The organism is Polynucleobacter sp. JS-Safj-400b-B2 (assembly GCF_018881975.1).
In the GTDB taxonomy this organism is placed as follows: domain Bacteria; phylum Pseudomonadota; class Gammaproteobacteria; order Burkholderiales; family Burkholderiaceae; genus Polynucleobacter.
Genome location: NZ_JACVPJ010000001.1, coordinates 43,550 through 63,867, shown reverse-complemented (window position 1 = coordinate 63,867; position 20,318 = coordinate 43,550). Strand labels below are relative to the sequence as shown.

23 protein-coding genes and 2 tRNA genes are annotated in these 20,318 nt (G+C 45.8%); 8 read left to right on the top strand and 17 right to left on the bottom strand.

Going from position 1 to position 20,318, the window contains the following annotated elements:
- Positions 1 to 10: 10 nt before the first annotated feature.
- From ICN48_RS00360 to ICN48_RS00340, 5 genes are all read left to right on the top strand, one after another.
- A complete protein-coding gene (locus ICN48_RS00360) occupies positions 11 to 478 on the top strand; it encodes a peroxiredoxin (protein ID WP_216151784.1) in 468 nt (155 codons plus the stop codon).
- Positions 479 to 710: 232 nt separating this feature from the next.
- Positions 711 to 2,372, top strand: coding sequence for a PhoH family protein (locus ICN48_RS00355; RefSeq protein WP_216151783.1), 1,662 nt, complete (start codon positions 711 to 713; stop codon positions 2,370 to 2,372).
- Positions 2,353 to 2,889: a C40 family peptidase gene (locus ICN48_RS00350; RefSeq protein ID WP_216151782.1), complete on the top strand. Its 537-nt coding sequence runs from the start codon at positions 2,353 to 2,355 to the stop codon at positions 2,887 to 2,889. The genes ICN48_RS00355 and ICN48_RS00350 overlap by 20 nt, the downstream gene beginning before the upstream one ends.
- Positions 2,890 to 3,031: 142 nt before the next feature.
- Positions 3,032 to 3,853 (top strand): mechanosensitive ion channel family protein, encoded by an 822-nt coding sequence (locus ICN48_RS00345; RefSeq protein ID WP_216151781.1) that lies wholly within the window; start codon positions 3,032 to 3,034, stop codon positions 3,851 to 3,853.
- 73 nt (positions 3,854 to 3,926) lie between these two features.
- On the top strand, positions 3,927 to 4,193 hold the full coding sequence (locus ICN48_RS00340) for a hypothetical protein (RefSeq protein ID WP_216151780.1): 267 nt from the start codon (positions 3,927 to 3,929) through the stop codon (positions 4,191 to 4,193).
- 114 nt (positions 4,194 to 4,307) lie between these two features.
- Here the strand turns inward: ICN48_RS00340 and dnaB are convergent, their stop codons facing one another.
- From dnaB to ICN48_RS00310, 6 genes are all read right to left on the bottom strand, one after another.
- Positions 4,308 to 6,758: a replicative DNA helicase gene (gene dnaB, locus ICN48_RS00335; protein ID WP_255539414.1), complete on the bottom strand. Its 2,451-nt coding sequence runs from the start codon at positions 6,756 to 6,758 to the stop codon at positions 4,308 to 4,310.
- A gap of 69 nt (positions 6,759 to 6,827) precedes the next feature.
- Positions 6,828 to 7,280 carry a 50S ribosomal protein L9 gene (gene rplI / locus ICN48_RS00330; RefSeq protein ID WP_216151779.1) on the bottom strand — a complete coding sequence of 151 codons (453 nt, stop codon included), beginning with the start codon at positions 7,278 to 7,280 and terminating at the stop codon, positions 6,828 to 6,830.
- A gap of 13 nt (positions 7,281 to 7,293) precedes the next feature.
- Positions 7,294 to 7,566, bottom strand: a complete 273-nt coding sequence (rpsR, locus tag ICN48_RS00325; protein WP_011902267.1) for a 30S ribosomal protein S18 — start codon at positions 7,564 to 7,566, stop codon at positions 7,294 to 7,296.
- 13 nt (positions 7,567 to 7,579) lie between these two features.
- The gene (priB, locus tag ICN48_RS00320) at positions 7,580 to 7,879 is read right to left on the bottom strand and encodes a primosomal replication protein N (protein WP_370624112.1); all 300 of its coding nucleotides are present in this window, start codon (positions 7,877 to 7,879) and stop codon (positions 7,580 to 7,582) included.
- Between the two features lie 53 nt (positions 7,880 to 7,932).
- Positions 7,933 to 8,307, bottom strand: coding sequence for a 30S ribosomal protein S6 (rpsF, locus tag ICN48_RS00315; protein ID WP_216151777.1), 375 nt, complete (start codon positions 8,305 to 8,307; stop codon positions 7,933 to 7,935).
- A gap of 134 nt (positions 8,308 to 8,441) precedes the next feature.
- Positions 8,442 to 9,518: an asparaginase gene (locus ICN48_RS00310; protein ID WP_216151776.1), complete on the bottom strand. Its 1,077-nt coding sequence runs from the start codon at positions 9,516 to 9,518 to the stop codon at positions 8,442 to 8,444.
- A gap of 59 nt (positions 9,519 to 9,577) precedes the next feature.
- On the opposite strand from ICN48_RS00310, the gene lexA reads away from it, so the two are divergent.
- Positions 9,578 to 10,297 carry a transcriptional repressor LexA gene (gene lexA, locus ICN48_RS00305; RefSeq protein ID WP_216151775.1) on the top strand — a complete coding sequence of 240 codons (720 nt, stop codon included), beginning with the start codon at positions 9,578 to 9,580 and terminating at the stop codon, positions 10,295 to 10,297.
- Positions 10,298 to 10,373: 76 nt separating this feature from the next.
- Here the strand turns inward: lexA and ICN48_RS00300 are convergent, their stop codons facing one another.
- The 5 genes from ICN48_RS00300 to uvrC form a co-directional block, all read right to left on the bottom strand.
- Positions 10,374 to 10,835, bottom strand: a complete 462-nt coding sequence (locus ICN48_RS00300) for a hypothetical protein (RefSeq protein WP_216151774.1) — start codon at positions 10,833 to 10,835, stop codon at positions 10,374 to 10,376.
- 93 nt (positions 10,836 to 10,928) lie between these two features.
- Positions 10,929 to 11,002, bottom strand: a tRNA-Cys gene (locus ICN48_RS00295).
- Positions 11,003 to 11,051: 49 nt separating this feature from the next.
- Positions 11,052 to 11,127 (bottom strand) — tRNA-Gly (locus ICN48_RS00290).
- Positions 11,128 to 11,243: 116 nt separating this feature from the next.
- Positions 11,244 to 11,819 (bottom strand): CDP-diacylglycerol--glycerol-3-phosphate 3-phosphatidyltransferase, encoded by a 576-nt coding sequence (gene pgsA, locus ICN48_RS00285; RefSeq protein ID WP_216151773.1) that lies wholly within the window; start codon positions 11,817 to 11,819, stop codon positions 11,244 to 11,246.
- 33 nt (positions 11,820 to 11,852) lie between these two features.
- The gene (gene uvrC / locus ICN48_RS00280) at positions 11,853 to 13,763 is read right to left on the bottom strand and encodes an excinuclease ABC subunit UvrC (RefSeq protein ID WP_216151772.1); all 1,911 of its coding nucleotides are present in this window, start codon (positions 13,761 to 13,763) and stop codon (positions 11,853 to 11,855) included.
- Between uvrC and earP the strand changes: the two genes are divergently transcribed.
- Complete coding sequence (earP, locus tag ICN48_RS00275) at positions 13,762 to 14,832, top strand: elongation factor P maturation arginine rhamnosyltransferase EarP (RefSeq protein WP_216151771.1); 1,071 nt, start codon at positions 13,762 to 13,764, stop codon at positions 14,830 to 14,832. The two genes, uvrC and earP, sit on opposite strands and share 2 nt — an antisense overlap.
- Positions 14,833 to 14,919: 87 nt before the next feature.
- Positions 14,920 to 15,480, top strand: a complete 561-nt coding sequence (efp, locus tag ICN48_RS00270) for an elongation factor P (RefSeq protein ID WP_215392183.1) — start codon at positions 14,920 to 14,922, stop codon at positions 15,478 to 15,480.
- A gap of 69 nt (positions 15,481 to 15,549) precedes the next feature.
- Here efp and nagZ read toward each other — a convergent pair whose 3' ends face one another.
- Genes nagZ through rnc form a run of 6 tightly spaced genes read right to left on the bottom strand, consistent with a single transcriptional unit; the run spans position 15,550 to position 20,317 of the window.
- The gene (nagZ, locus tag ICN48_RS00265; RefSeq protein WP_216151770.1) at positions 15,550 to 16,626 is read right to left on the bottom strand and encodes a beta-N-acetylhexosaminidase; all 1,077 of its coding nucleotides are present in this window, start codon (positions 16,624 to 16,626) and stop codon (positions 15,550 to 15,552) included.
- A 30-nt stretch (positions 16,627 to 16,656) separates the two neighbouring features.
- Positions 16,657 to 17,049 carry a holo-ACP synthase gene (acpS, locus tag ICN48_RS00260; protein WP_216151769.1) on the bottom strand — a complete coding sequence of 131 codons (393 nt, stop codon included), beginning with the start codon at positions 17,047 to 17,049 and terminating at the stop codon, positions 16,657 to 16,659.
- Between the two features lie 41 nt (positions 17,050 to 17,090).
- Entirely contained in the window at positions 17,091 to 17,834 is a 744-nt protein-coding gene (gene pdxJ / locus ICN48_RS00255) for a pyridoxine 5'-phosphate synthase (protein WP_216151768.1), read from the bottom strand.
- Positions 17,835 to 17,846: 12 nt separating this feature from the next.
- Positions 17,847 to 18,581, bottom strand: coding sequence for a DNA repair protein RecO (gene recO / locus ICN48_RS00250; protein WP_216151767.1), 735 nt, complete (start codon positions 18,579 to 18,581; stop codon positions 17,847 to 17,849).
- A gap of 6 nt (positions 18,582 to 18,587) precedes the next feature.
- A complete protein-coding gene (gene era / locus ICN48_RS00245) occupies positions 18,588 to 19,481 on the bottom strand; it encodes a GTPase Era (RefSeq protein WP_216863722.1) in 894 nt (297 codons plus the stop codon).
- Positions 19,482 to 19,525: 44 nt separating this feature from the next.
- Complete coding sequence (gene rnc / locus ICN48_RS00240) at positions 19,526 to 20,317, bottom strand: ribonuclease III (RefSeq protein WP_216151765.1); 792 nt, start codon at positions 20,315 to 20,317, stop codon at positions 19,526 to 19,528.
- Position 20,318 lies beyond the last annotated feature (1 nt).

The window sequence follows — 20,318 nt, the reverse complement described above, 5'->3', positions numbered from 1 at the left end:
AAGGATCATCATGACAGTAGCCATCGGTCAACCTATGCCACAGTGCGCGATTCCAGCGACTTCCGGATTAATGTTTTCACCATCATCCGCCGAAGGCAAAAAATTGGTTCTGTATTTTTATCCAAAGGACATGACTCCAGGTTGCACTGCTGAGTCAGGTGAATTTAGAGACAATATTGAAGCCTTTACCAAAGCCAACACTCTTGTAGTGGGAGTTTCCCGCGATAGCCTCAAGTCACATGACAATTTCCGCAGCAAACTAGAACTCCCATTTGAGTTGGTTGCCGATACCGAAGAAACGCTTTGTCAGATCTTTGGCGTCATGAAGATGAAGAATATGTATGGCAAGCAAGTCCGTGGCGTAGAACGTAGCACCTTCTTATTTGACTCCTCTGGCAAGCTAGTAAAAGAGTGGCGCGGCCTGAAGGTTCCCGGTCATGTGACAGAGGTATTACAAGCCGCTCAAGCCACTAAATAATTTTTATAATAATTTGATCTGAGGTGCTTGCAAACCCCAAAATTTGGGGTAAAGTAATTCATATGCACCGTAAACGACGGGAAAGTCTGACAATCCGTTTGAATCAGAAACCTGAATATCTCAGATCAGGTACGGGGAGCAACCCCCTCCGTTTTTCAGTCCTCACTACAACCAGTTTCGTAATAAACCGTCAATGCAATCCGCTTGGCGGTTTTTTCTTTTAGGAGAGTACATGCCACTACCCCCAATCCCCACTCAAATTGCTGATCAAGTCAAACTCAGTCGCAAAGATACTCCCGACTTAAAGAAACGTCCTGCTCAAGCAAAACCGGTGGTAGTGGAAGCCGTTGACTGGACCAATGACGCAGAGGAAGATTTATCCGCTGCAGAAGTAGCTCTTGAAAAGATCAAAGCGGATCATCGCCCCACTTTCAATGCACGAAACGAAAGCAAAGTACCTACACCCGCAAAACCTAAACGCGTAATTCGCACTGGGCCGCCGAGCTTATTTGTTCTCGATACCAACGTATTGATGCATGACCCAAGTTCCCTATTCCGCTTCTCCGAGCACGATCTCTATCTGCCGATGACGACTCTAGAAGAATTGGATAACCACAAGAAAGGCATGACAGAGGTAGCTCGTAATGCTCGTACTGTCAGCAGATCCTTAGACCAGTTGATCGCAGGTACTAGCGGTACTTTGGATGACGGCATTCCCCTAAATAAGCTGGGCAACCAAGATGTGACTGGGCGCCTCTTCTTCCAAACCAAATTCTCTACACAAGCATTGCCCGAAGGCTTACCTGAGGGTAAAGGCGATAACATGATTTTGGCAGTTGTCAGTGAATTACAAAAAACTCGCAAAGGTCAAGAAGTGGTGTTGGTATCCAAAGATATCAATATGCGTATTAAAGCCCGTGCGCTTGGATTGCCTGCTGAGGATTACTTCAACGATCAGGTCTTAGAAGATCGTGATCTGATGTATGCCGGCGTGATGTCATTGCCAGCAGATTTTTGGCCAAAGCATGGTAAGGATATGGAAAGCTGGGCTGACTCCAAATCTGGCACCATGTTCTATAGAGTAACTGGACCATCTGTACAAAGCATGCTGGTCAATCAGTTTGTTTATCAAGAAAATCCGGATGGCTCTACACCCTTCTACGCACAAGTGAAAGAGATTAATGGCAAGACTGCTCTCCTGCAAACATTGAGAGACTTCTCTCATCAGAAAAATAATGTCTGGAGCGTTACTGCGCGGAACCGTGAGCAGAACTTTGCCATGAACCTACTCATGAATCCGGACGTAGATTTTGTAACTCTACTAGGGCAAGCTGGTACTGGCAAAACCTTGCTAGCATTAGCTGCCGGTCTTGAGCAAGTACTAGACAGCAAGCGTTATAACGAGATCATCATTACCCGTGCAACCGTACCCGTCGGTGAAGATATTGGCTTCCTACCTGGTACTGAAGAAGAGAAAATGCAGCCTTGGATGGGTGCATTTGACGACAACCTTGAAGTACTCCAACGCAATGAGGATGGTGGTGCCGGTGAATGGGGTCGTGCTGCAACTCAAGAGTTGATTCGTTCACGCATTAAGGTCAAGAGCATGAACTTTATGCGCGGCAGAACTTTTGTGAGTAAGTTCGTCATCATTGATGAGGCGCAAAACCTCACGCCAAAACAAATGAAGACATTGGTAACCCGTGCAGGCCCTGGAACCAAAATTATTTGCTTGGGTAATATCGCTCAGATTGATACGCCTTACTTAACAGAAGGCTCTTCTGGTTTAACTTATGTAGTGGATCGCTTCAAAGGCTGGCGTCACGGTGGACATGTGACATTGGCTCGCGGTGAGCGTTCACGTCTTGCGGATCATGCTGCTGACGCACTCTAAGCAATCCCTCTCATGCCGCACTCTCCTAGGGTGCGGCATTTTTATTTGTAGCTTATTTGCCCTAAGCGGATGCAGCACATTCAGCGGTAAATCGGGATCCCCCTCAAGAGTTTCTCAATTTAAGCAAGACACTAGCGTCGGCACTGAAGATATCTCCATTGCAGCCGTAGGCTTGGTGGACGTGCCCTATCGATATGGTGGTAATACCCCAAAAGGTGGTTTTGATTGCAGCGGATTGATTGTGTATGTCTATAACAAAGCGGCTGGGGTAAAACTACCGCGTACGATTCAATTGATGAGCACCAAGGGAATAAGCATCGAAGGACAGCCCCCGGCCCCCGGCGATTTAGTATTCTTCAATACTACTGGCGAAAAGTATTCGCATGCCGGAATTTATGTGGGCCAAGGTAGATTTGTACATGCCCCTAGCGCAGGCGGAACCGTACGCCTCGACTACATCACTTCCCCCTATTGGGCGGCTAAGTTTACTGAGGCGCGTCGCTTAGTAACGCAATAATCATCAAAAGACGTACTACGACCAACACCTTAGAATACATATCCACAAACTATTAGCTTTAGGGTCTATATCTAATCATTTAAACATCAGAAATAATACCTGGCAAACTTAGTTAGATACTCATCAAGATTGAGGAAGAGCAATGAAAGACATCGATTTAGACCGTGTTCAAGAAATATTGGTAACCGCAGCTACCGATATTGGACTCAAGATTTTGGCGGCAATCGCCCTTTGGGTTATTGGGCGATGGCTCATTGGCGTTTCTCAAAAGCTCATCCGCGTTGCCCTAGAAAAGCAACAGTTTGATCCAACCCTATTGCGCTATGTTCACTCGATTGTGTCGATTACCTTAAATGTGCTTTTGGTTATTGGAATCTTGGGTTACTTTGGTATTCAAACAACCAGTTTTGCAGCACTCTTAGCGACTGCGGGCATTGCTATTGGTGCCGCCTGGGCAGGCTTGTTGTCTAATTTTGCAGCTGGTGTCTTTTTGATTGTATTACGCCCATTCAAGGTGGGCGATGTCATCACCGCAAGCGGCATAACAGGAACCGTTAAAGAGATTGGTATATTTTCATCAACCATCAATACCTCTGATCATATAGTTACCATCATTGGCAACAATAAAATTTTGAGTGATAACATTCAAAACTTTAGTAGCTCCGAATATCGGCGTGTTGACCTTAAATATCAAATCTCTAGTGCCACTAACCCTGAGGAAGCAATCCAATTACTACAAGTAAAACTTTCGGAAATTCCGAAAGTTTTAAGTGAGCCTCCAATTGAGATCAATATTTTGGAATTTAACCTCGTTGGGCCTGTTTTAGCAGTTAGGCCCTATTGCAATAATGCGGATTATTGGTCAGTATATTTTGAGGTAAATCGTGTTATGGCAAAAGCATTTGCCGACGCAGGATACCCAACCCCAATGGCCTCACAAAATATGATTGTCAAACAAAATTAAGTCCATTACATTAGTTAAGTCTTGTACGGCGTTTTTGCAGCAGCGGTTCATCCAATTAATCAGGAGAATGAGTATGAAGAAAATTATTATTGCTTTAAGTATTGCGCTGAGTTTTGCACTTCCAACCTATGCTTTTGCTGACCAGGCAGCTTGTGAAGCTAAAGCTGTTAGCAAAGATGGCAAGCCACTCTATGGCGCAGCCAAGGATGCCTCTATTAAAAAATGTATGGGTGATGCCAAGCCGAATGATTGCGAAGCCAAAGCAGTAAGCAAAGATGGCAAGCCACTTTATGGGGCCGCAAAGACTGCTTCAATCAAGAAATGTGAAGGCGGTAAATAAGCTGATTTTATTGATCTGATTCATTTCGTGCATTAAAAAAGCCTCACAGTGTGAGGCTTTTTTAATGTCTATTTCTTTATCTGTTTTTAACAGTTTATATTTTATTCTTATTAGTTAGAACGGCTCGTAACCACCGGAAGAGTAACCCACAGAGCCCATCGCTAAGTTATCAAACTTAGTATATGGACCTTGCCAGCTTAAGCGCACAGTTCCAATCGGACCGTTACGTTGTTTACCAATGATGATCTCAGCCATGCCTTTATCGGTGGTAGTGTCCGGGTGATAAACCTCATCACGATAGATGAACATAATTAAGTCAGCATCTTGCTCAATAGCGCCTGACTCACGCAAGTCTGACATGATTGGACGCTTATTAGGGCGTTGCTCAAGACCACGATTTAACTGTGAGAGCGCAACGACTGGGCACTGCAATTCTTTTGCGAGTGATTTGAGTGAGCGTGAGATTTCAGAAATCTCGGTTGCGCGGTTTTCAGAACCAGAGCCACTCATCAATTGCAAGTAGTCAATTACTACTAGGCCAAGGGTGCCACCAAAGTTTCTCGCAATACGCCGTGCGCGTGCGCGCAACTCGAGGCTTGATAAAGAACCAGTCTCATCAATCAAAATTTGGGTATTGCTTAAACGCGCAATAGCATCAGTAACGCGTGGCCACTCATCATCTTGTAACTTGCCAGTACGCATGCGACCTTGATCTACGCGCCCTACAGAACCCAATAAACGGGCAGCCAATTGTTCACCCGACATCTCCATCGAGAAAATAACGACCGGCAAGCCTTCAGCAAGTGCAACATTCTCTGCAATATTCAAGGCAAATGCAGTGTTGTGAGTAACGACATAATCATTCGTTACGTAAGTTCTTTGAGGATGGCTAACTGAGATACATTGCGCCTCAGACATTCTGGAAGGCTCAATACTTTGAAATGAAAGTCTACGTTGGCGATCCCAACTTGCCCTTAATCTTTCAGCCTTTTCGGGCAGAGTAAAAGCTTGAAAACCGGGACCAAAACTCATGTTTAAAACATAAGATAAGCGACCTTGCTTCTTTTCACCCTTGTAGGTATAGCTAGTTTGCTTTTGTGCTATTGAGCAAAAGCCTCCTAATGACCTAGCTAAAATTGCAACATCTTCAGATAATTTCTTGCTTACTGTACAGAATCGAATAGAGCCCCACTTCTCAATCCAGCCATCGGTATCCATCAAACCCTGGAACAATGCAAGACGAGAATTCTTATTCGCCTCAAGATAAGTGGCCGGAATGTATTTATCAAAACTTCTGCAACCTAAAACACCTAATTCATCTAAAGCGGCTCTAAAATAATTTGTCTTTACAGCTGCTCTTTGACCATTGGCAGCAATTCTTTCTTTCGAAACCAATCTCCAGTCGTATGCATTAGCGTGCACTAACTCCATCTCATAGCTCGCAAGCAAATTCATGCGCTCTACAAGCTCAGGTGACTTAGTTGAAAACATTACTGAGCCATGAGATAAGGCTAGAGTGCCATCGCCTAGCAACGCACCTAAAACCCATGGATGAATTGGCAATGCATTCGAGTGGCCAAAATCACCTGTGACAGGATCAATCCATAATCTGTTCTTATACCGTACACACTGCAGCATTTCCATTAAGCGAGCTGTATTAATAACGCGTGGCTCGGACCAATCGCGATACTTTACACGCCAGAGATGCTCATCACAGCACTCAGCTTGACGGCCGTCGGAAAAAGTAACTTTGTATATCTGCTTAAGACCTTGCGGATAAATACCGGTAACCATCGAATGTTGGCCATCAACGGAAGCCAGGCGATCGCCAAAACGCAACTCACCCATCAGCTTCCAGCCATCAACCGTTTTCACTTTTGCATCTAGAGGTTGCGCCTTACCCATAGAAGGACGACCAGCAACAATCACGAGGTCACCTTTTTGCAGGCCACTAGTTTGCTTATCTAAATCAATAAAGCCTGTGGCAATACCGGTGATGTCACTACCACCTTGGCGGTTATAGAGCTCATCAATACGCGCAACAACGGCCTTCAGCAAAGGTTCAATCTCCAGATAGTCGGCTTTGCGACTACCTTCTTCACCAATCTGAAGAATGCGTGACTCAGCTTCATCCAACAGCGTTCTAACAGTACGTCCCTCAGGAACAAATGCAGAATTGACAATACTGTCTGAAACTTCAATCAAGCGACGCAAAATACTACGATCACGAACAATATCGGCATAGCCTTTAATGTTTGCCGCACTTGGTGTGTTTTGCGCTAATGAATTAAGGTAATCAATACCAACCAAATCACCACCCTGCTCAGATTTAATTGCATCATGAACAGTAATGACGTCAGCGGGATGATTGTCGCCAACCAAACGAGCAATTGCTTTGTAGATCAAAGCATGTTCGGGGCGATAGAAATCTTTATCGTTTAATACTCCACCCAGGTTATCCCAAGAGGAGTTATCGATCAGTAGACCGCCGAGCAAAGATTGCTCGGCTTCTACAGAATGCGGCGGAACTTTTAAAGCCTGCACGACTGCATCCCCAGAACCCATCATGCCGGGATTCAGCGTAACGGAACGTGAACGGGATTCAGCCATGAGGCTTATTTACAGTTCTAAAAATTAAGCTTGCTCGCCAACTACACGAATAGTGATGTCTGCAACTACGTCGGTATGAACAGCAACCGCTACAGGGTGATCACCAACCATTTTCAATGGGCCAGTAGGCATGCGAACTGAAGACTTCTCAATTGCGAAGCCTTTAGCTTTCAACGCATCAGCGATGTCATGGTTGGTTACAGAACCAAACAAGCGACCGTCAACACCAGCTTTTTGACCGATTTCAAGAACTAAGTCCTTAAGCTTTGCGCCAACAACTTCGGCAGCAGCCAATTTCTCAGCGGCTAATTTTTCCAACTCAGCACGGCGAACTGCAAAGTCAGCAATCGCTGCTTCAGTTGCACGACGCGCTTTGCGTTGTGGGATTAAAAAGTTGCGAGCGAAACCGTCTTTAACGCGAACTACGTCGCCAAGGTTGCCCAGGTTAGTTACTTTTTCTAAAAGAATGATTTGCATTGAGGGCTCCTAATTATTTCTTATGTTGATCGGAGAATGGCAATAAAGCCAAGTAACGAGCACGCTTGATAGCAGTGTCTAACTGACGCTGATACTTAGCTTTTGTGCCTGTCAAACGAGCAGGAGTGATCTTGGCGTTTTCGCCAATGAAGTCCTTCAATGTGTCTACATCTTTGTAATCAATCTGTTCTACGCCAGCAACAGTGAAACGGCAATAACGCTTACGCTTGAACAATGGGTTCTGAGCTGGTTTCTTTTTGAAATCGGGTTTCTTTCCAAACGCCATGATGATTTCCTCTTTAATTTTTCAATTGAATATTGGTAATGTGGAAAACAAGTCTTTGATTACGTAGAGTCTTGAGTGCTAAGAATCCCTCAAACACTGCCTCAGTTCCTAAATCCATTCGTTCTAAATCCTTTTGTATCGGACCGATTGTGATGGCTTCAACGTTCATGTGAATTTTCCTTGCCACTCCTACCTCGTTTGCTTGGCCACTATGTTCTAGCTGACAATGCATCACCGGTATTCCTGCTGGTGTAAATCGAATCGCGTCTTTAGATACCAAGATTGCAGTGAGGGTGAAATGATTCAACGCCACTCCGCTTCTCTGATACGTTTTCTAGTCTGTGTATTCCTCTTCAAATTTATAACTTAGGCTGCCGCTACAGGAGCGTCGGCTTGAGCTGATTTGCGCGCTTCTTCACGATGCACTTCTTTCATCATGATTGAAGGCTCTGTTTCAGCTTTCTTAGTCTTGATGATGAGGTGACGCAAAACAGCATCGTTAAATTTGAACGCATGCTCGAGCTCTTCCAGAGTTTTCTGGTCACACTCAATGTTCATGCAAACGTAATGGGCTTTAGCAAGCTTGTCGATCATGTAAGCCATCTGACGACGACCCCAGTCTTCCATACGATGAATTTTGCCGCCCGCAGCTGCTAATGTAGCTTTGTAACGATCGATCATCGCTGGCACTTGCTCGCTTTGGTCCGGATGGACGATAAAGACGATTTCATAATGACGCATCAAACACTCCTTAAGGATTGAGTCACCTGGGCGTCTTGCTAAGTTCTGATGGTTGTGAACTCAGCGCCAGTGTGACAAGGTAGTAACAAATTGTAGGTACTGCTTACAACACTTTTACAGCCGCTTTTCAGCGCTTACCGAATTACTGGCAAGAGCGTTATTCTAGCAAAAAAATCCTGCCAAGTCAGGGATTTACCAGCAGTCTGAGCCTGTTTTTCTGCATTCAGAGACAGTTGGAGTGCAATTCTGGCTCTGGGGGCAGTAAGACTGCCTGAGGCTAAGCACCCGGCAATGTCCTTTTCAGGCAAATCGAGCAAGGTTTCACCCGCACCGGTTCTAGTGGTTCTGACTAAGGCAATTCCATGCTTTACCGCTGCAACCAGCGAATCCTTCCAGGCGTCATGGAAGCCTCCCATGCCAGAACCCGCAATGACCAGACCCTTCACCTTAGAGTTCAACCAGTGGGTAATGGTTTCTGAACGAGCGCCTGCATGACTGGTCAATATTTCCACCCAAGGCCATTCGGCCTCCTTGGGAATGGGCAAATCCTCAGCCCAAAGAGCCTGAACCGCCTTCACACCCGATAACCAAGATGGATTAATTAGTCCAGCCGAGCTACTTGGAGTTGCTTGGATGGGCGCATTGAGGGCGCTACCGTGGCGTTTAGCGAGATCCATAGCCAAACAAGCCCTACCATCCATAACGGCATAAATACCACCAGGGCAGTTATCAATAGGGGTAGAGGCCCAACGAATGGCATCAAGCAAGTTGGACGGGCCATCTGCCCTGGGAGCATTTGCTGGCAACATAGCACCAGTCAGGATGACTCTTTTGCCTAAGTTTTGGGCATATTTTCCGGAAGTCAACTGCAAAAAAACACCAGTTTCTTCAATTGTGTCAGTTCCGTGAGTGACCACTACCCCTTTAACCAAGGTATTGCCTAGAGCCTCTCTCACAGCCTCGCCCAAAAGTGTTAATAAGGACTCCGTCAGATTACGGCTATTGATATTGGCAACCTGCCTTGAAACCAAGCTAATATCTTCAGGAATAGCGGACTGAATATGAGCAAGCAATGAGGCCACCTCAACCTGGCCAGCCTCATATTGCATCGGATTTTGATCTGGACTCGATGCCAAGCCAGCAATCGTGCCGCCCATACCCAAAACCAAGATATGGGGTGAATTTTCAGGAGTGTCTTGTAGTGAGCTCATACCTCATTATCCCCCTTAAATAGCTTGATCTATCAAATACTGCTGTATACAATCCCAGTATGGACATAAACACAGTCGATTTTCCGGAGGAGCTGACTGCCCTCCCCAAGCTCACTCCGCGTCAGAATGAGATTTTGGAGTTGATTACCAAGGCCATCGATGAGAGTGGGCTACCGCCTACTCGCGCTGAGATTGCAACGCAATTGGGATTTGCTTCCGCCAATGCGGCCGAAGAACATCTTCGCGCATTAGCCAAAAAAGGCTATATCGAATTAACGCCAGGAACTTCACGCGGCATTCGCATTCCGCAACGATTTAATCAATCGCACAATAGCAATAAATACCGCCAACTGTCCCTACCATCAGGCGCATTACAACAACTCACTTTGCCATTAATTGGTCGTGTTGCCGCTGGATCTCCAATCATGGCGGTGGAGCATATTGAAAAGCATGTGCCGATTGATCCAAGCTTGTTTAGCAAGGGTGCCGATTACTTGCTCAAAGTAAAAGGTATGAGCATGCGCGATGCCGGAATTTTGGACGGCGATTATTTAGCTGTTAGAAAAACGACTGAAGTTCGCAATGGTGACATTGTTGTTGCTCGCCTTGATGATGAAGTGACTGTGAAGCGTTGGCAACAAAAGAAAACTGCGAACGGTATGGTCATCGAATTACAAGCAGAGAACCCAGACTTCAAAAACATTTTGGTAGATGATCGTCAACCTAACTTTGCCATTGAAGGCCAGGCGGTTGGCCTAATCAGGGCTGAAGGGCTTTAAGCTGTTGCCTCTTAAGCAAAAGGCCTCTTATTAGAGGCCTTTTTTATTAATATCAATTAGTAAGTTGCTGGTTTACTTACTTACGAGTTGGCGCCACCACGTTCGCATTCTTCGGTGAAGAGGTCACAATGATGACTGACTTAGGGCCGCCAATAGATCCATCTACGATTTCTACAGTTGCAGTTCTATCGCCTTTTGTGAAAACTAAAATGCTGGTTTTTGCTTTTACAGCAGTAACCGTTGTCCAGCCGCCCTTTGGATACTCTGATTGGAAGAAAGCGTATACATCAGTTGCACCTTGAAGCGCATTGACTACTGCTCTACCAACCCATTCGTTGCCACGGCCAATAATGATGGAATCACCACCAGACAGTCGTGCGCCTTGCGGCAAAGGCATATCACCCAATAACTGATTCTGAACTTCCTGAATCTCTTCAGCCGTACCAGTAGGAGAATCTCCCGAACTAGCGCATGCACCCAAGAGTGCTGATAAAAATAATGCGAGGGCACTGATTTTCAAAGTTTGAATTGTGATCATGTGGGTTGTATTTGATTAAGGTGGTTGACGCTTTTTACTTACGATAGTTAAAAGTATTTTAGGTGATGCACCTAATTCGTCAAGACAAATTACTGGAGGCGCGTGAGGGAATCGAACCCCCGTACGAAGCTTTGCAGGCTCCTGCCTAACCACTCGGCCAACGCGCCATATACCCAAATCAAAAATGGGAAGCTTTTGAGGGCTTCCCATCGAACTTGGAGCGGGAAAGGAGGTTCGAACTCCCGACCTATACCTTGGCAAGGTATCGCTCTACCAGCTGAGCTATTCCCGCATAACAGGGCAGTAGTTTAACAAACATTCCCAAGGAAAGCATTATTCCTTGTAAAACCTCTGATGCAAAAGAATTGAACTGCCCCATAAGTCTTAACTGGCTGGGGTTTATGACGCTTAGTCGATTTTTCCAGCGAGCTGGGGCAAGGCCTTTTTCATGTAATAGAACATCGACCAAAGTGTTAAAAATGATGCAATCCAAATTAACCAGGTACCCACTTGTGCACAATTTAGCCAGCCAAATAAGGTGTCATTGAGCAGCAAAAACGGAATAGCTACCAACTGAGCAGTCGTTTTGAGCTTGCCAACCATATGTACTGCCACACTTTTGCCGGCCCCTAATAAAGCCATCCACTCCCGTAATGCGGAAATCGTAATTTCTCGACCAATGATGATTAGTGCAACCCAAACCTGAACGCGATCCATATTTAAGAGCACTAACAAAGCGGCAGCAACAATCAGCTTATCTGCTACTGGATCCAAAAACTGACCAAATGCAGATTCTTGTTTTAGGCGACGCGCTAAAAAACCATCTAACCAATCGGTAATTGCGGCTGAGATAAAGATGATTGCTGCAATCAGATTCTTCTCAAACGGAGTAAGCCAGGAGTTAGGAAGATAAAAAACAGCTACCAAGAGCGGAATCGCGGCAACACGCAACCAGGTTAAGGCGATCGGTAGATTGAAAGGCATACGATAAGCATAAACCAAGAACGGTCAATGCTCCTAGTGAAGCTGGCGATATATCTGCTCGGCGAGCGTTAATGAGACACCCTCCACACTAGCAATCTCTTCAATACTGGCATTAGAGACGCCTTTTAAGCCACCAAAGCGAGCAAGCAACTTTTGTCGACGCTTAGCGCCAATGCCCTCGATTTCCTCTAAGCGAGAGATGGTCCTTGCCTTGGCGCGTTTAGCGCGCATACCAGTAATAGCAAAGCGATGTGCCTCATCTCTTATCTGAGCTACCAATAGCAAAGCTGCGCTATCAATACCTAGTTCTAATGGTTCACGTCCATCTGCAAAAATGAGTGTCTCCAGTCCCACCTTACGACCTTCGCCCTTAGCCACACCCACAATTAACCCGATGTCCATGCCAAATTCAGATAAGACCTGACGAGCCATTTCTACCTGGCCTTTACCACCATCAATCAAAATCACTTGAGGAATTTTTTCGACTGGTAGCTCTTGAAAGTTAGCATAACGTCTTTGCAATACTTGACGCATTGCTGCGTAATCATCGCCCGGCGTAATGTCATTGATATTGAAGCGTCGATACTCACTCGATTGCATCGCATTTTTGGTATAGACCACGCAAGAAGCTTGGGTTGCCTCGCCAGAAGTATGGCTAATATCAAAACACTCAATACGTAACTGCTCAAGACTTTCTAATTCAAGACTCAATACATCAGCTAATGCACGCGCTCTTGCCAGCTGTCCACCCGTCTCTACTAGGCGTCTTGTTAAAGCAATCTTCGCATTACCTTCTGCCATTGCAAGCCAATGACGTCTTTGCCCTTGGGGCTGATGCAAGAAGGTAATTTTCCTTCCAGCTTGTGCATTAAGTAATTCATGCAAATCTTCGGGTGGAGATTCATTCAACTGGGTAAGATCATCGCTCGCTGACTGTAAGGCATGATTTAAAACTAATACTGGCGGTATTAAGTTGGCTGCAGTTTCATCCGCATGCTCTTCCAAGTAATGCTGAGTAATAAAAGCTTCCAGTATTTCTGCGGGAGATGGCAACTCACCGGAGGTGGAGCGCAATCCTTTAGGGAAATAGGCCCTATCGCCTAAATGACGCCCACCACGGATCATCGCCAAATTAACGCAAACCATACCCTCCATTTGCTCTACAGCGATAACATCTACATCACCCTCACCTTCAGCCACGGTATCCATCGACTGCTGTTGCAAGACGCTAGATAGATCTGCGATGCGATCCCGCAATACCGCCGCCATCTCAAACTCCATCGCCTCACTATGCTTGTGCATTTCTTTTTCAAGCTCGGATAACACTTGGCTGTGATCACCTTTTAAAAATCGAGTAGCCTGAGCTACGTCTTGCCCATACTGCTCAACACTCAAGCGGCCGACACAAGGGGCGCTACAACGATGAATCTGATGCAAGAGACAGGGGCGACTACGATTCTTGAATACAGAATCCTCACATGTCCTCAGACGAAATACCTTCTGCAAGATCTGCACTGAATTACGTACTGCCCAACTATTCGGAAATGGCCCAAAGTAGTGATTGCGCTTATCCACTTTTCCTCGATATGAGGCCAACCTAGGAAATTGGTGCCCCGTTAACATCACGTAGGGATAAGACTTGTCATCACGAAACAAAATATTAAATGGCGGAGCCAACTCTTTAATGAGATTGTTCTCTAGAATGAGGGCTTCAGTTTCAGTCCGTGTTACCGTTGTCTCATAGCGGGCAATTTTGCCCACCATCAGTTCGATGCGAGGCGATAACTGGGTCCGCTGAAAGTAACTAGAGACACGCTTTTTAAGGTTGCGCGCTTTGCCTACGTACAGAATATGCCCCGCTTCATCAAAAAAGCGATATACCCCCGGCAATCCGGGTAGCCGTTTAACATCTTGCTGAAGGGTTTCGAAAAGCGAATTACTCATGCGTTGGGATATTTTCTGCCAAATCGTTGATAACTATGGTGATGCCGGTGTTTGCTGGCGTCTAGCCCGAAGCTTATCAAGCATTCATGGGCAAGAGGTCCGTATTTTTTGCGATGACCTGCCAATCCTTAATTTACTCGCATCAGGAGTAGATCCAGTAATTAAGCAAAAAATCGACATGCAGTCATGGGAGGCTAGCCATGCGAATGCCCGCCATCCAGTACAAATACCCGATGTTGTGATTGAAGCTTTTGGCTGCGAATTACCTGAGCGCTATTTGGCTGGTCTCTTTATTGCACCCATCAAGCCCATCATTCTCAATTTGGAGTATCTCAGTGCGGAGCCTTGGGTGGCTGAATTTCATGGCAAGGCGTCACCTCAGTCACACGGCATTCCGAAATATTTCTTCTTCCCTGGTTTTCAAGATGAGGTGGGCGGACTATTACTCGACCCCATTCCAGCAGAAGGTTATCTCGTTGAAAACACTATTCCAAAAGATCTAAAAGCTATCTGGCCTCAATTACGACCAGGAGCAAAAAGGATCAGTGTTTTTTGCTACCCAGGGGCACCTCTCAAAAAATGGCTAGCTGACTTAGGGCGTCTTGGTGAAGATATCGATGTCTTACTGGCATACGGTCACGCCGAACAGTTAAAGATCTACGGCGAGCAGCCCATCGCAGTGTCGGCAAATCTGCAATTACTTTCCATGCCATTCGTATCTCAGGATGAATATGACTGGGTGTTATCTCAATGCGACTTCAACATTGTGCGAGGAGAGGATTCTTTTGTGCGAGCGCAGCTTGCGGGCAAACCATTTATTTGGCACATCTATCCACAAGAAGATCGCGCCCATGAAGTGAAATTAGCAGCGTTTCTGGATTTATATCTGGAAAAGGCTAGCCAAGAATTAAGGTTAGCTACCATTGCCGCCATGACCTGGGCAATGCCCGGTGAATGGTTTAAAGACCTAAACGTCTGGGATGCCCATGCCAAGCATTGGCGTACCCATTTACTTGAAAAACAAGCAGATGGCGGCTTGCCAGCGCGTTTAATCCGCTTTGTCGCCTAATCCCAAGCAATAAAGGCTTGCGGGCGGGTACAATCTTGTTTTTGATAAAAACCGCAGAAAATTAGCTCTGCCCCCAGGAATAGCAAGATGAAAACAGCACAAGAACTCCGCGTTGGTAACGTAGTCATGATTGGTACTGATGCCCAAGTCGTTTTAAAGGCCGAATATAGCCGCTCTGGCCGCAACTCCTCCGTTGTGAAAATGAAATTTAAGAATTTGTTAACTGGCGCGCCAAACGAAGGCGTTTACAAAGCGGATGACAAGTTTGATGTTGTGATTCTTGATAAGAAAGAATGTACTTACTCTTATTTCGCTGATCCGATGTACGTGTTCATGGATACCGAATATAACCAGTATGAAGTTGAAGCTGAGTTCATGGGTGATGCATTGAACTACCTCGAAGAAAGCATGCCATGTGAAGTGGTGTTCTACGAAGGTAAAGCACTCTCAGTAGCAATGCCAAACTCATTGGTTCGCGAAATCATCTACACAGAGCCAGCAGTTAAGGGTGATACCAGCTCAGGCAAGGTATTGAAGACTGCAAAATTGGCTACAGGCTATGAATTGCAAGTTCCATTGTTCTGTAATACTGGTGACAAGATCGAGATCGATACTCGCACTGGTGAATACCGTAGCCGCGCTAACTAATTTGTAATTAGCAAACTACAGTAGTTAAAAAGCCCGGCATGCCGGGCTTTTTTATTGTCGCAATATTTTTTATGCAATCAGCTTTAACTGCTCAAGCAACCCCTTGGCATGCTGGTACTGAGCTTCATTTTGCAATTCATTCCAACCCAACGCAAGCGCTGTCGGCATTAACTTATTTAAACGCGCTATGGAATCTTTCTGCTTAGCTTTTGATACCTTTAGCTTACTCAATAGCTGGTCAGCCAGGTCTGGGCGATTGCAGATTAATACCGCATCGCAACCAGCATCTAGAGCCATCTCAGCGCCCTTCACTACAGAGCCAGCAACACTAGCACCTTCCATTGATAGATCGTCACTAAAGATCACGCCTTCAAAGCCCAATTCTTGACGCAGAATGGAATGAAGCCAAACCTTTGAAAATCCTGCTGGGTTCTTGTCTACCTTTGGATAGATCACATGTGCAGGCATCACCGATGCCAAGCTCAAATCGAGCCATTCATACGGCTTAGCATCATCATTCAAGATTTCTTTTAAAGAACGCTCATCTACTGGAATAGCTACGTGCGAATCAGCCTCAGTCCAGCCATGCCCAGGGAAATGCTTACCACAGTTGGCCATGCCAGCAAGACGCAAACCTTCATTCAAGCTCTTCGACAAAGCAAAGACTATTTGTGGATCACGACTAAAAGATCGATCGCCAATCACGCCGCTTCGGCCAAAATCTAAATCCAGTACCGGAGTAAAACTGAAGTCAACTCCACAAGCACGCAGCTCAGTAGCAAGTACATATCCACAGGCTGTTGCAGCAGCCATTGCGATAGCAGCAGATTCTGCAGCATGAGTTGATTTATTTTTAGCACTCCACAATTCACCCAATTTACGCATAGCTGGTAAATGGGTAAAACCGTCTGTTCTTGCGCGTTGTACTCGACCACCCTCATGATCAATGGATATAAGCACATCAGGGCGCAGCTTCTTAATGGCGGCAGTTAACTTGGTGAGTTGCTGACGATTGGCGAAGTTTCTGCCAAACAAAATAACGCCACCAGTCAGGGGATGCAAAATGCGTCGACGATCCTCAGCATTTAATTCAAAGCCAACTACATCTAAGGTGATTGGGCCTGGGGCCATCGCGGACTTACTCATTTCTTCCTCTGTTTCAACTTTATTTGTAATTTACTTTTGAGTAACGATGACATGTGCAATTGCCATATCTTGTTCATCACTCACAGTGACGTGCGCTTCCCAATTTTTTTCTTGCATGAATTGCGCCAAGGCACCCAAGTATGAAGTAACGGGCTTACCGCTAGGCTCATTTAAAGTTTGGAGTGAACGCCAAGTCATAGGCATTCTCATTCCCAAGCCAATCGCTTTTGAGAAGGCCTCCTTAACTGCGAAACGCGTGGCTAAAAATGCAATTCCGCGTTTATGATTTCTGGCAAGGCGATGTTTAAATACCAACATCTCGTCTGGCCCTAGAATTTTTTCAGCTAGGCGGCCATTAGTGCGATCGTACGCCGCTTGTAAGCGCTCAATCTGCAGAATGTCTGTGCCGATGCCGATGATCATATTTACTGTAATGGCTTTTTGTTATTTGCTGTTATTAATACCTAAGCGCTGGCTCTACCCTGAGCCATCAAGGCTTTCATGTCGATAATTGCTTTTAGCCAACCCTTAAATAAGGCCTCAGCAACAATGGCATGACCAATATTGAGTTCAGATAATTCAGCTATTGCGGCAATAGGTTTCACATTGCCTTCGTGCAAACCGTGGCCAGCATTCACTCTTAAGCCGATACTTTTTCCAAATATGGCAGCCTTTCGAATACGCTCCAACTCTTTTACTTGCTCAACGCCAGATAAATCGGCGTAACGACCTGTATGCAATTCCACTACGGTTGCACCAACCTCTTTAGCTGCCTGAATTTGTTTTTCTTCTGGATCAATAAATAGAGATACCCGAATGCCGGAATCAATTAATTTCTTGGTTGCAACCTTTACTGCATCAAAGTGCCCCAAAACATCTAAGCCACCCTCAGTCGTCACCTCTTCACGCTTCTCAGGAACTAGACACACATCGTGTGGCTTGACCTTGCATGCAATATCAATCATCTCAGGCGTCACTGCACACTCTAAATTCATACGTGTTTTGATCAGCGGGCGCAATGCTAGCAAATCTGCATCTTTAATATGCCGACGATCTTCCCGCAAATGTAGCGTGATTAAATCAGCCCCAGCTTCCTCAGCCAAGGCTGCTGCCCGCAGTGGATCAGGATAGACAGTGCCCCGCGCATTACGCAAAGTGGCAACGTGGTCAATATTGATGCCTAATTCAAGGACTTGGGGATTGCTCATCTATGTAGATTACTAGATTTTCTTCAAATCAATCAAAATCTGGCGGGTAGTCAATACTTGGTCCTGCAGATGCAAGCCTAGCAGAAAACGCATCAATTGCTTACTTTCAGAAAGTGTCTCTGGATCTGAAAAATCTCCTGCTGCAATCGCCAAAAGAGATTTGCCAGTAAGAACAGGCCAGTGCCCAGGATCATCGACCTGAACAGGGCGTACTCCTCGTTCTGGTTGATAGACATATTGTTCTTGAGCTTTGGGTGCCTCATTCGTTTCAACGCAGCGATCCAAGGCGGCTGCATACCCCGTCTCCTGCAAGAGTGATAACTCAAATGGCCGCAGAATCTCTTCTAAGCCTTTGGACTCGAACTCCAGATTCGATAAAGCATTAATAGTCTCGGAATAGCGATCGTAGAGCCTCTCGTAATCATCCTCACGCGCTAAAAACTTCACAAGTAACTCATTGAGATAGAAACCACAAAGAAGCGCATCACCTACCAAAGAAGGCATGCCACCAACCCACTCAGACTTTGTGAGGGTTCGTAATTCTGATTTACCGCTCCAGGAAACCAACAATGGCTGAAAGCGCTGCAGAACAGGGCGTAATATCGAGTGTGGACGCTTAGCACCCTTAGCAATCAAAGCCATTCGGCCATATTGCCGAGTAAACACATCCAGAATTAAGCTGGTCTCTTTATAGGGAATGCTATGCAATACAAAAGCAGGCTCGTCAGCAATGCGAATCGAGGCCATCGGAACTTATTCCAACCCTTGTGCCCGAAGTTCGGCACGATCGTCTGCCCAGCCACGCTTGACCTTCACCCAAGTCTCTAAGAAGACTTTGCCATCAAAGAGTTTTTCCATATCGATACGGGCATCCGTCGAAATCTTTTTAAGACGCTCACCCTTTTGTCCAATGATCATCGCCTTATGACTATCGCGATCCACCAAAATAGTTGCCGCAATGCGACGCATCTTGCCATCCATCTTAAATTGATCAATCACTACTGTACTGGTGTAAGGCAATTCCTCACCAGTGAAGCGGAATACTTTTTCACGCAGAATCTCAGCTGCTAAGAAACGCTCGCTACGATCGGTGATCGTGTCGCCATCATAGACAGCCTCAGCCTCAGGCAGATAACCTTCTAGCACATCGAGCAATCTTTCGATATCGCCAGGACTCTTGGCGCTCATTGGTACGATTTCAGCAAACTCACACTTCTGATCTTCGTGTCCACCCAATTCACACCAAGGGCGAGCCATGTCTTTAATGAAGCTAAGGAGTGCTTGGTCACGCTCTGATGGAGTCTGAAAGCGACTGTTAAACAGGTCTAATTTATTTAGAACCAAAATAACTGGTAAGTCATCTGGCAGTAGCTTTAATACTTTCTTGTCATCTTCACCAAAGTAACCAGCTTCAACCACGAAGCAAGCCACATTCACATCTTGTAAGGCAGTAGTAACCGTACGATTTAAGGCTTTGTTTAATGTATTCATTAAACGCGTTTGAAAGCCTGGTGTATCGATAAAAATGAACTGGGCTTCTTCGCGATTCTGAATACCCAAAATACGATGGCGTGTCGTTTGCGCTTTGCGAGAAGTAATGCTGATCTTCTGACCCACCAAGGCATTCAGAAGAGTTGATTTACCCATATTAGGACGCCCAACAATGGCGATGGTGCCGCATCTAAACACGATTAGCCCTTCAGCTTAAGATTGAACTGCTCTTCGGTTACTTCTTTTTTAGCCGCTTTCTTTTTGGCCGACCGAGTCTTCTTGGGTTTGCGAGATTCTTGCGGTAAAGCCTTGAGCATAGCAATCAAGGCTAACTTAGCTGCCGCCTGTTCAGCAGCGCGACGTGAAGCGCCCTCACCTTTAACTGCCACCTTGTGGCTAGGTATTAGGCACTCAACCTCAAACTGCTGGTTATGAGCAGCGCCAGTAGTGCCGGTAACGTTATAGGTAGGCAACGGCAATTGATAGCCCTGCAAGCACTCTTGCAATAAAGTTTTGTCGTCTTTACCCAAGGTTTTGGGATCAACGTGTGCCAAGATAATGGAATAGAGCTTACGCAAGCTTGCCTTAGCCGCCTCAAAACCACCATCCATAAAGATAGCGCCTGTTACTGCCTCTAAGGTATCTGCCAGAATGGAGGGGCGACGAAATCCGCCACTCTTCAACTCACCTTCACCTAAGCGCAAGTAGTCTGATAAAGATAAAGTTTGGGCGATTTCGTATAAAGCCTGTTGCTTTACTAAGTTCGCGCGTACACGGGAGAGATCACCCTCATCTAAATCGGAATAACGCTCATAGAGCATTTCAGCAACTACGCAATTCAAAATAGAGTCGCCTAGAAATTCAAGACGCTCATTATTTTTTTTACTGTGACTACGATGAGTCAAGGCTTGATTTAGTAGCTCTGGCTTCTTAAAGGTATAGCCGAGGCGCTCTTGCAGCGGTCCAGTTTCGATAACGGCGCGCGCATTCATG

What these genes read in the sequence shown, in the direction of transcription:
- rpsR (WP_011902267.1), bottom strand. Translation starts at nt 7,566, where the DNA reads ATGGCGTTTGGAAAGAAACCCGATTTCAAAAAGAAACCAGCTCAGAAC.
- rplI (WP_216151779.1), bottom strand. Translation starts at nt 7,280, where the DNA reads ATGCAAATCATTCTTTTAGAAAAAGTAACTAACCTGGGCAACCTTGGC.
- rpsF (WP_216151777.1), bottom strand. Translation starts at nt 8,307, where the DNA reads ATGCGTCATTATGAAATCGTCTTTATCGTCCATCCGGACCAAAGCGAG.
- pgsA (WP_216151773.1), bottom strand. Translation starts at nt 11,819, where the DNA reads ATGCCTTTCAATCTACCGATCGCCTTAACCTGGTTGCGTGTTGCCGCG.
- efp (WP_215392183.1), top strand. Translation starts at nt 14,920, where the DNA reads ATGAAAACAGCACAAGAACTCCGCGTTGGTAACGTAGTCATGATTGGT.
- acpS (WP_216151769.1), bottom strand. Translation starts at nt 17,049, where the DNA reads ATGATCATCGGCATCGGCACAGACATTCTGCAGATTGAGCGCTTACAA.
- recO (WP_216151767.1), bottom strand. Translation starts at nt 18,581, where the DNA reads ATGGCCTCGATTCGCATTGCTGACGAGCCTGCTTTTGTATTGCATAGC.
- ICN48_RS00300 (WP_216151774.1), bottom strand. Translation starts at nt 10,835, where the DNA reads ATGATCACAATTCAAACTTTGAAAATCAGTGCCCTCGCATTATTTTTA.
- ICN48_RS00340 (WP_216151780.1), top strand. Translation starts at nt 3,927, where the DNA reads ATGAAGAAAATTATTATTGCTTTAAGTATTGCGCTGAGTTTTGCACTT.
- lexA (WP_216151775.1), top strand. Translation starts at nt 9,578, where the DNA reads ATGGACATAAACACAGTCGATTTTCCGGAGGAGCTGACTGCCCTCCCC.
- pdxJ (WP_216151768.1), bottom strand. Translation starts at nt 17,834, where the DNA reads ATGAGCAATCCCCAAGTCCTTGAATTAGGCATCAATATTGACCACGTT.
- ICN48_RS00355 (WP_216151783.1), top strand. Translation starts at nt 711, where the DNA reads ATGCCACTACCCCCAATCCCCACTCAAATTGCTGATCAAGTCAAACTC.
- era (WP_216863722.1), bottom strand. Translation starts at nt 19,481, where the DNA reads ATGGGTAAATCAACTCTTCTGAATGCCTTGGTGGGTCAGAAGATCAGC.
- dnaB (WP_255539414.1), bottom strand. Translation starts at nt 6,758, where the DNA reads ATGGGTTCTGGGGATGCAGTCGTGCAGGCTTTAAAAGTTCCGCCGCAT.
- uvrC (WP_216151772.1), bottom strand. Translation starts at nt 13,763, where the DNA reads ATGAGTAATTCGCTTTTCGAAACCCTTCAGCAAGATGTTAAACGGCTA.
- ICN48_RS00310 (WP_216151776.1), bottom strand. Translation starts at nt 9,518, where the DNA reads ATGAGCTCACTACAAGACACTCCTGAAAATTCACCCCATATCTTGGTT.
- ICN48_RS00350 (WP_216151782.1), top strand. Translation starts at nt 2,353, where the DNA reads ATGCTGCTGACGCACTCTAAGCAATCCCTCTCATGCCGCACTCTCCTA.
- ICN48_RS00360 (WP_216151784.1), top strand. Translation starts at nt 11, where the DNA reads ATGACAGTAGCCATCGGTCAACCTATGCCACAGTGCGCGATTCCAGCG.
- ICN48_RS00345 (WP_216151781.1), top strand. Translation starts at nt 3,032, where the DNA reads ATGAAAGACATCGATTTAGACCGTGTTCAAGAAATATTGGTAACCGCA.
- nagZ (WP_216151770.1), bottom strand. Translation starts at nt 16,626, where the DNA reads ATGAGTAAGTCCGCGATGGCCCCAGGCCCAATCACCTTAGATGTAGTT.
- earP (WP_216151771.1), top strand. Translation starts at nt 13,762, where the DNA reads ATGCGTTGGGATATTTTCTGCCAAATCGTTGATAACTATGGTGATGCC.
- rnc (WP_216151765.1), bottom strand. Translation starts at nt 20,317, where the DNA reads ATGAATGCGCGCGCCGTTATCGAAACTGGACCGCTGCAAGAGCGCCTC.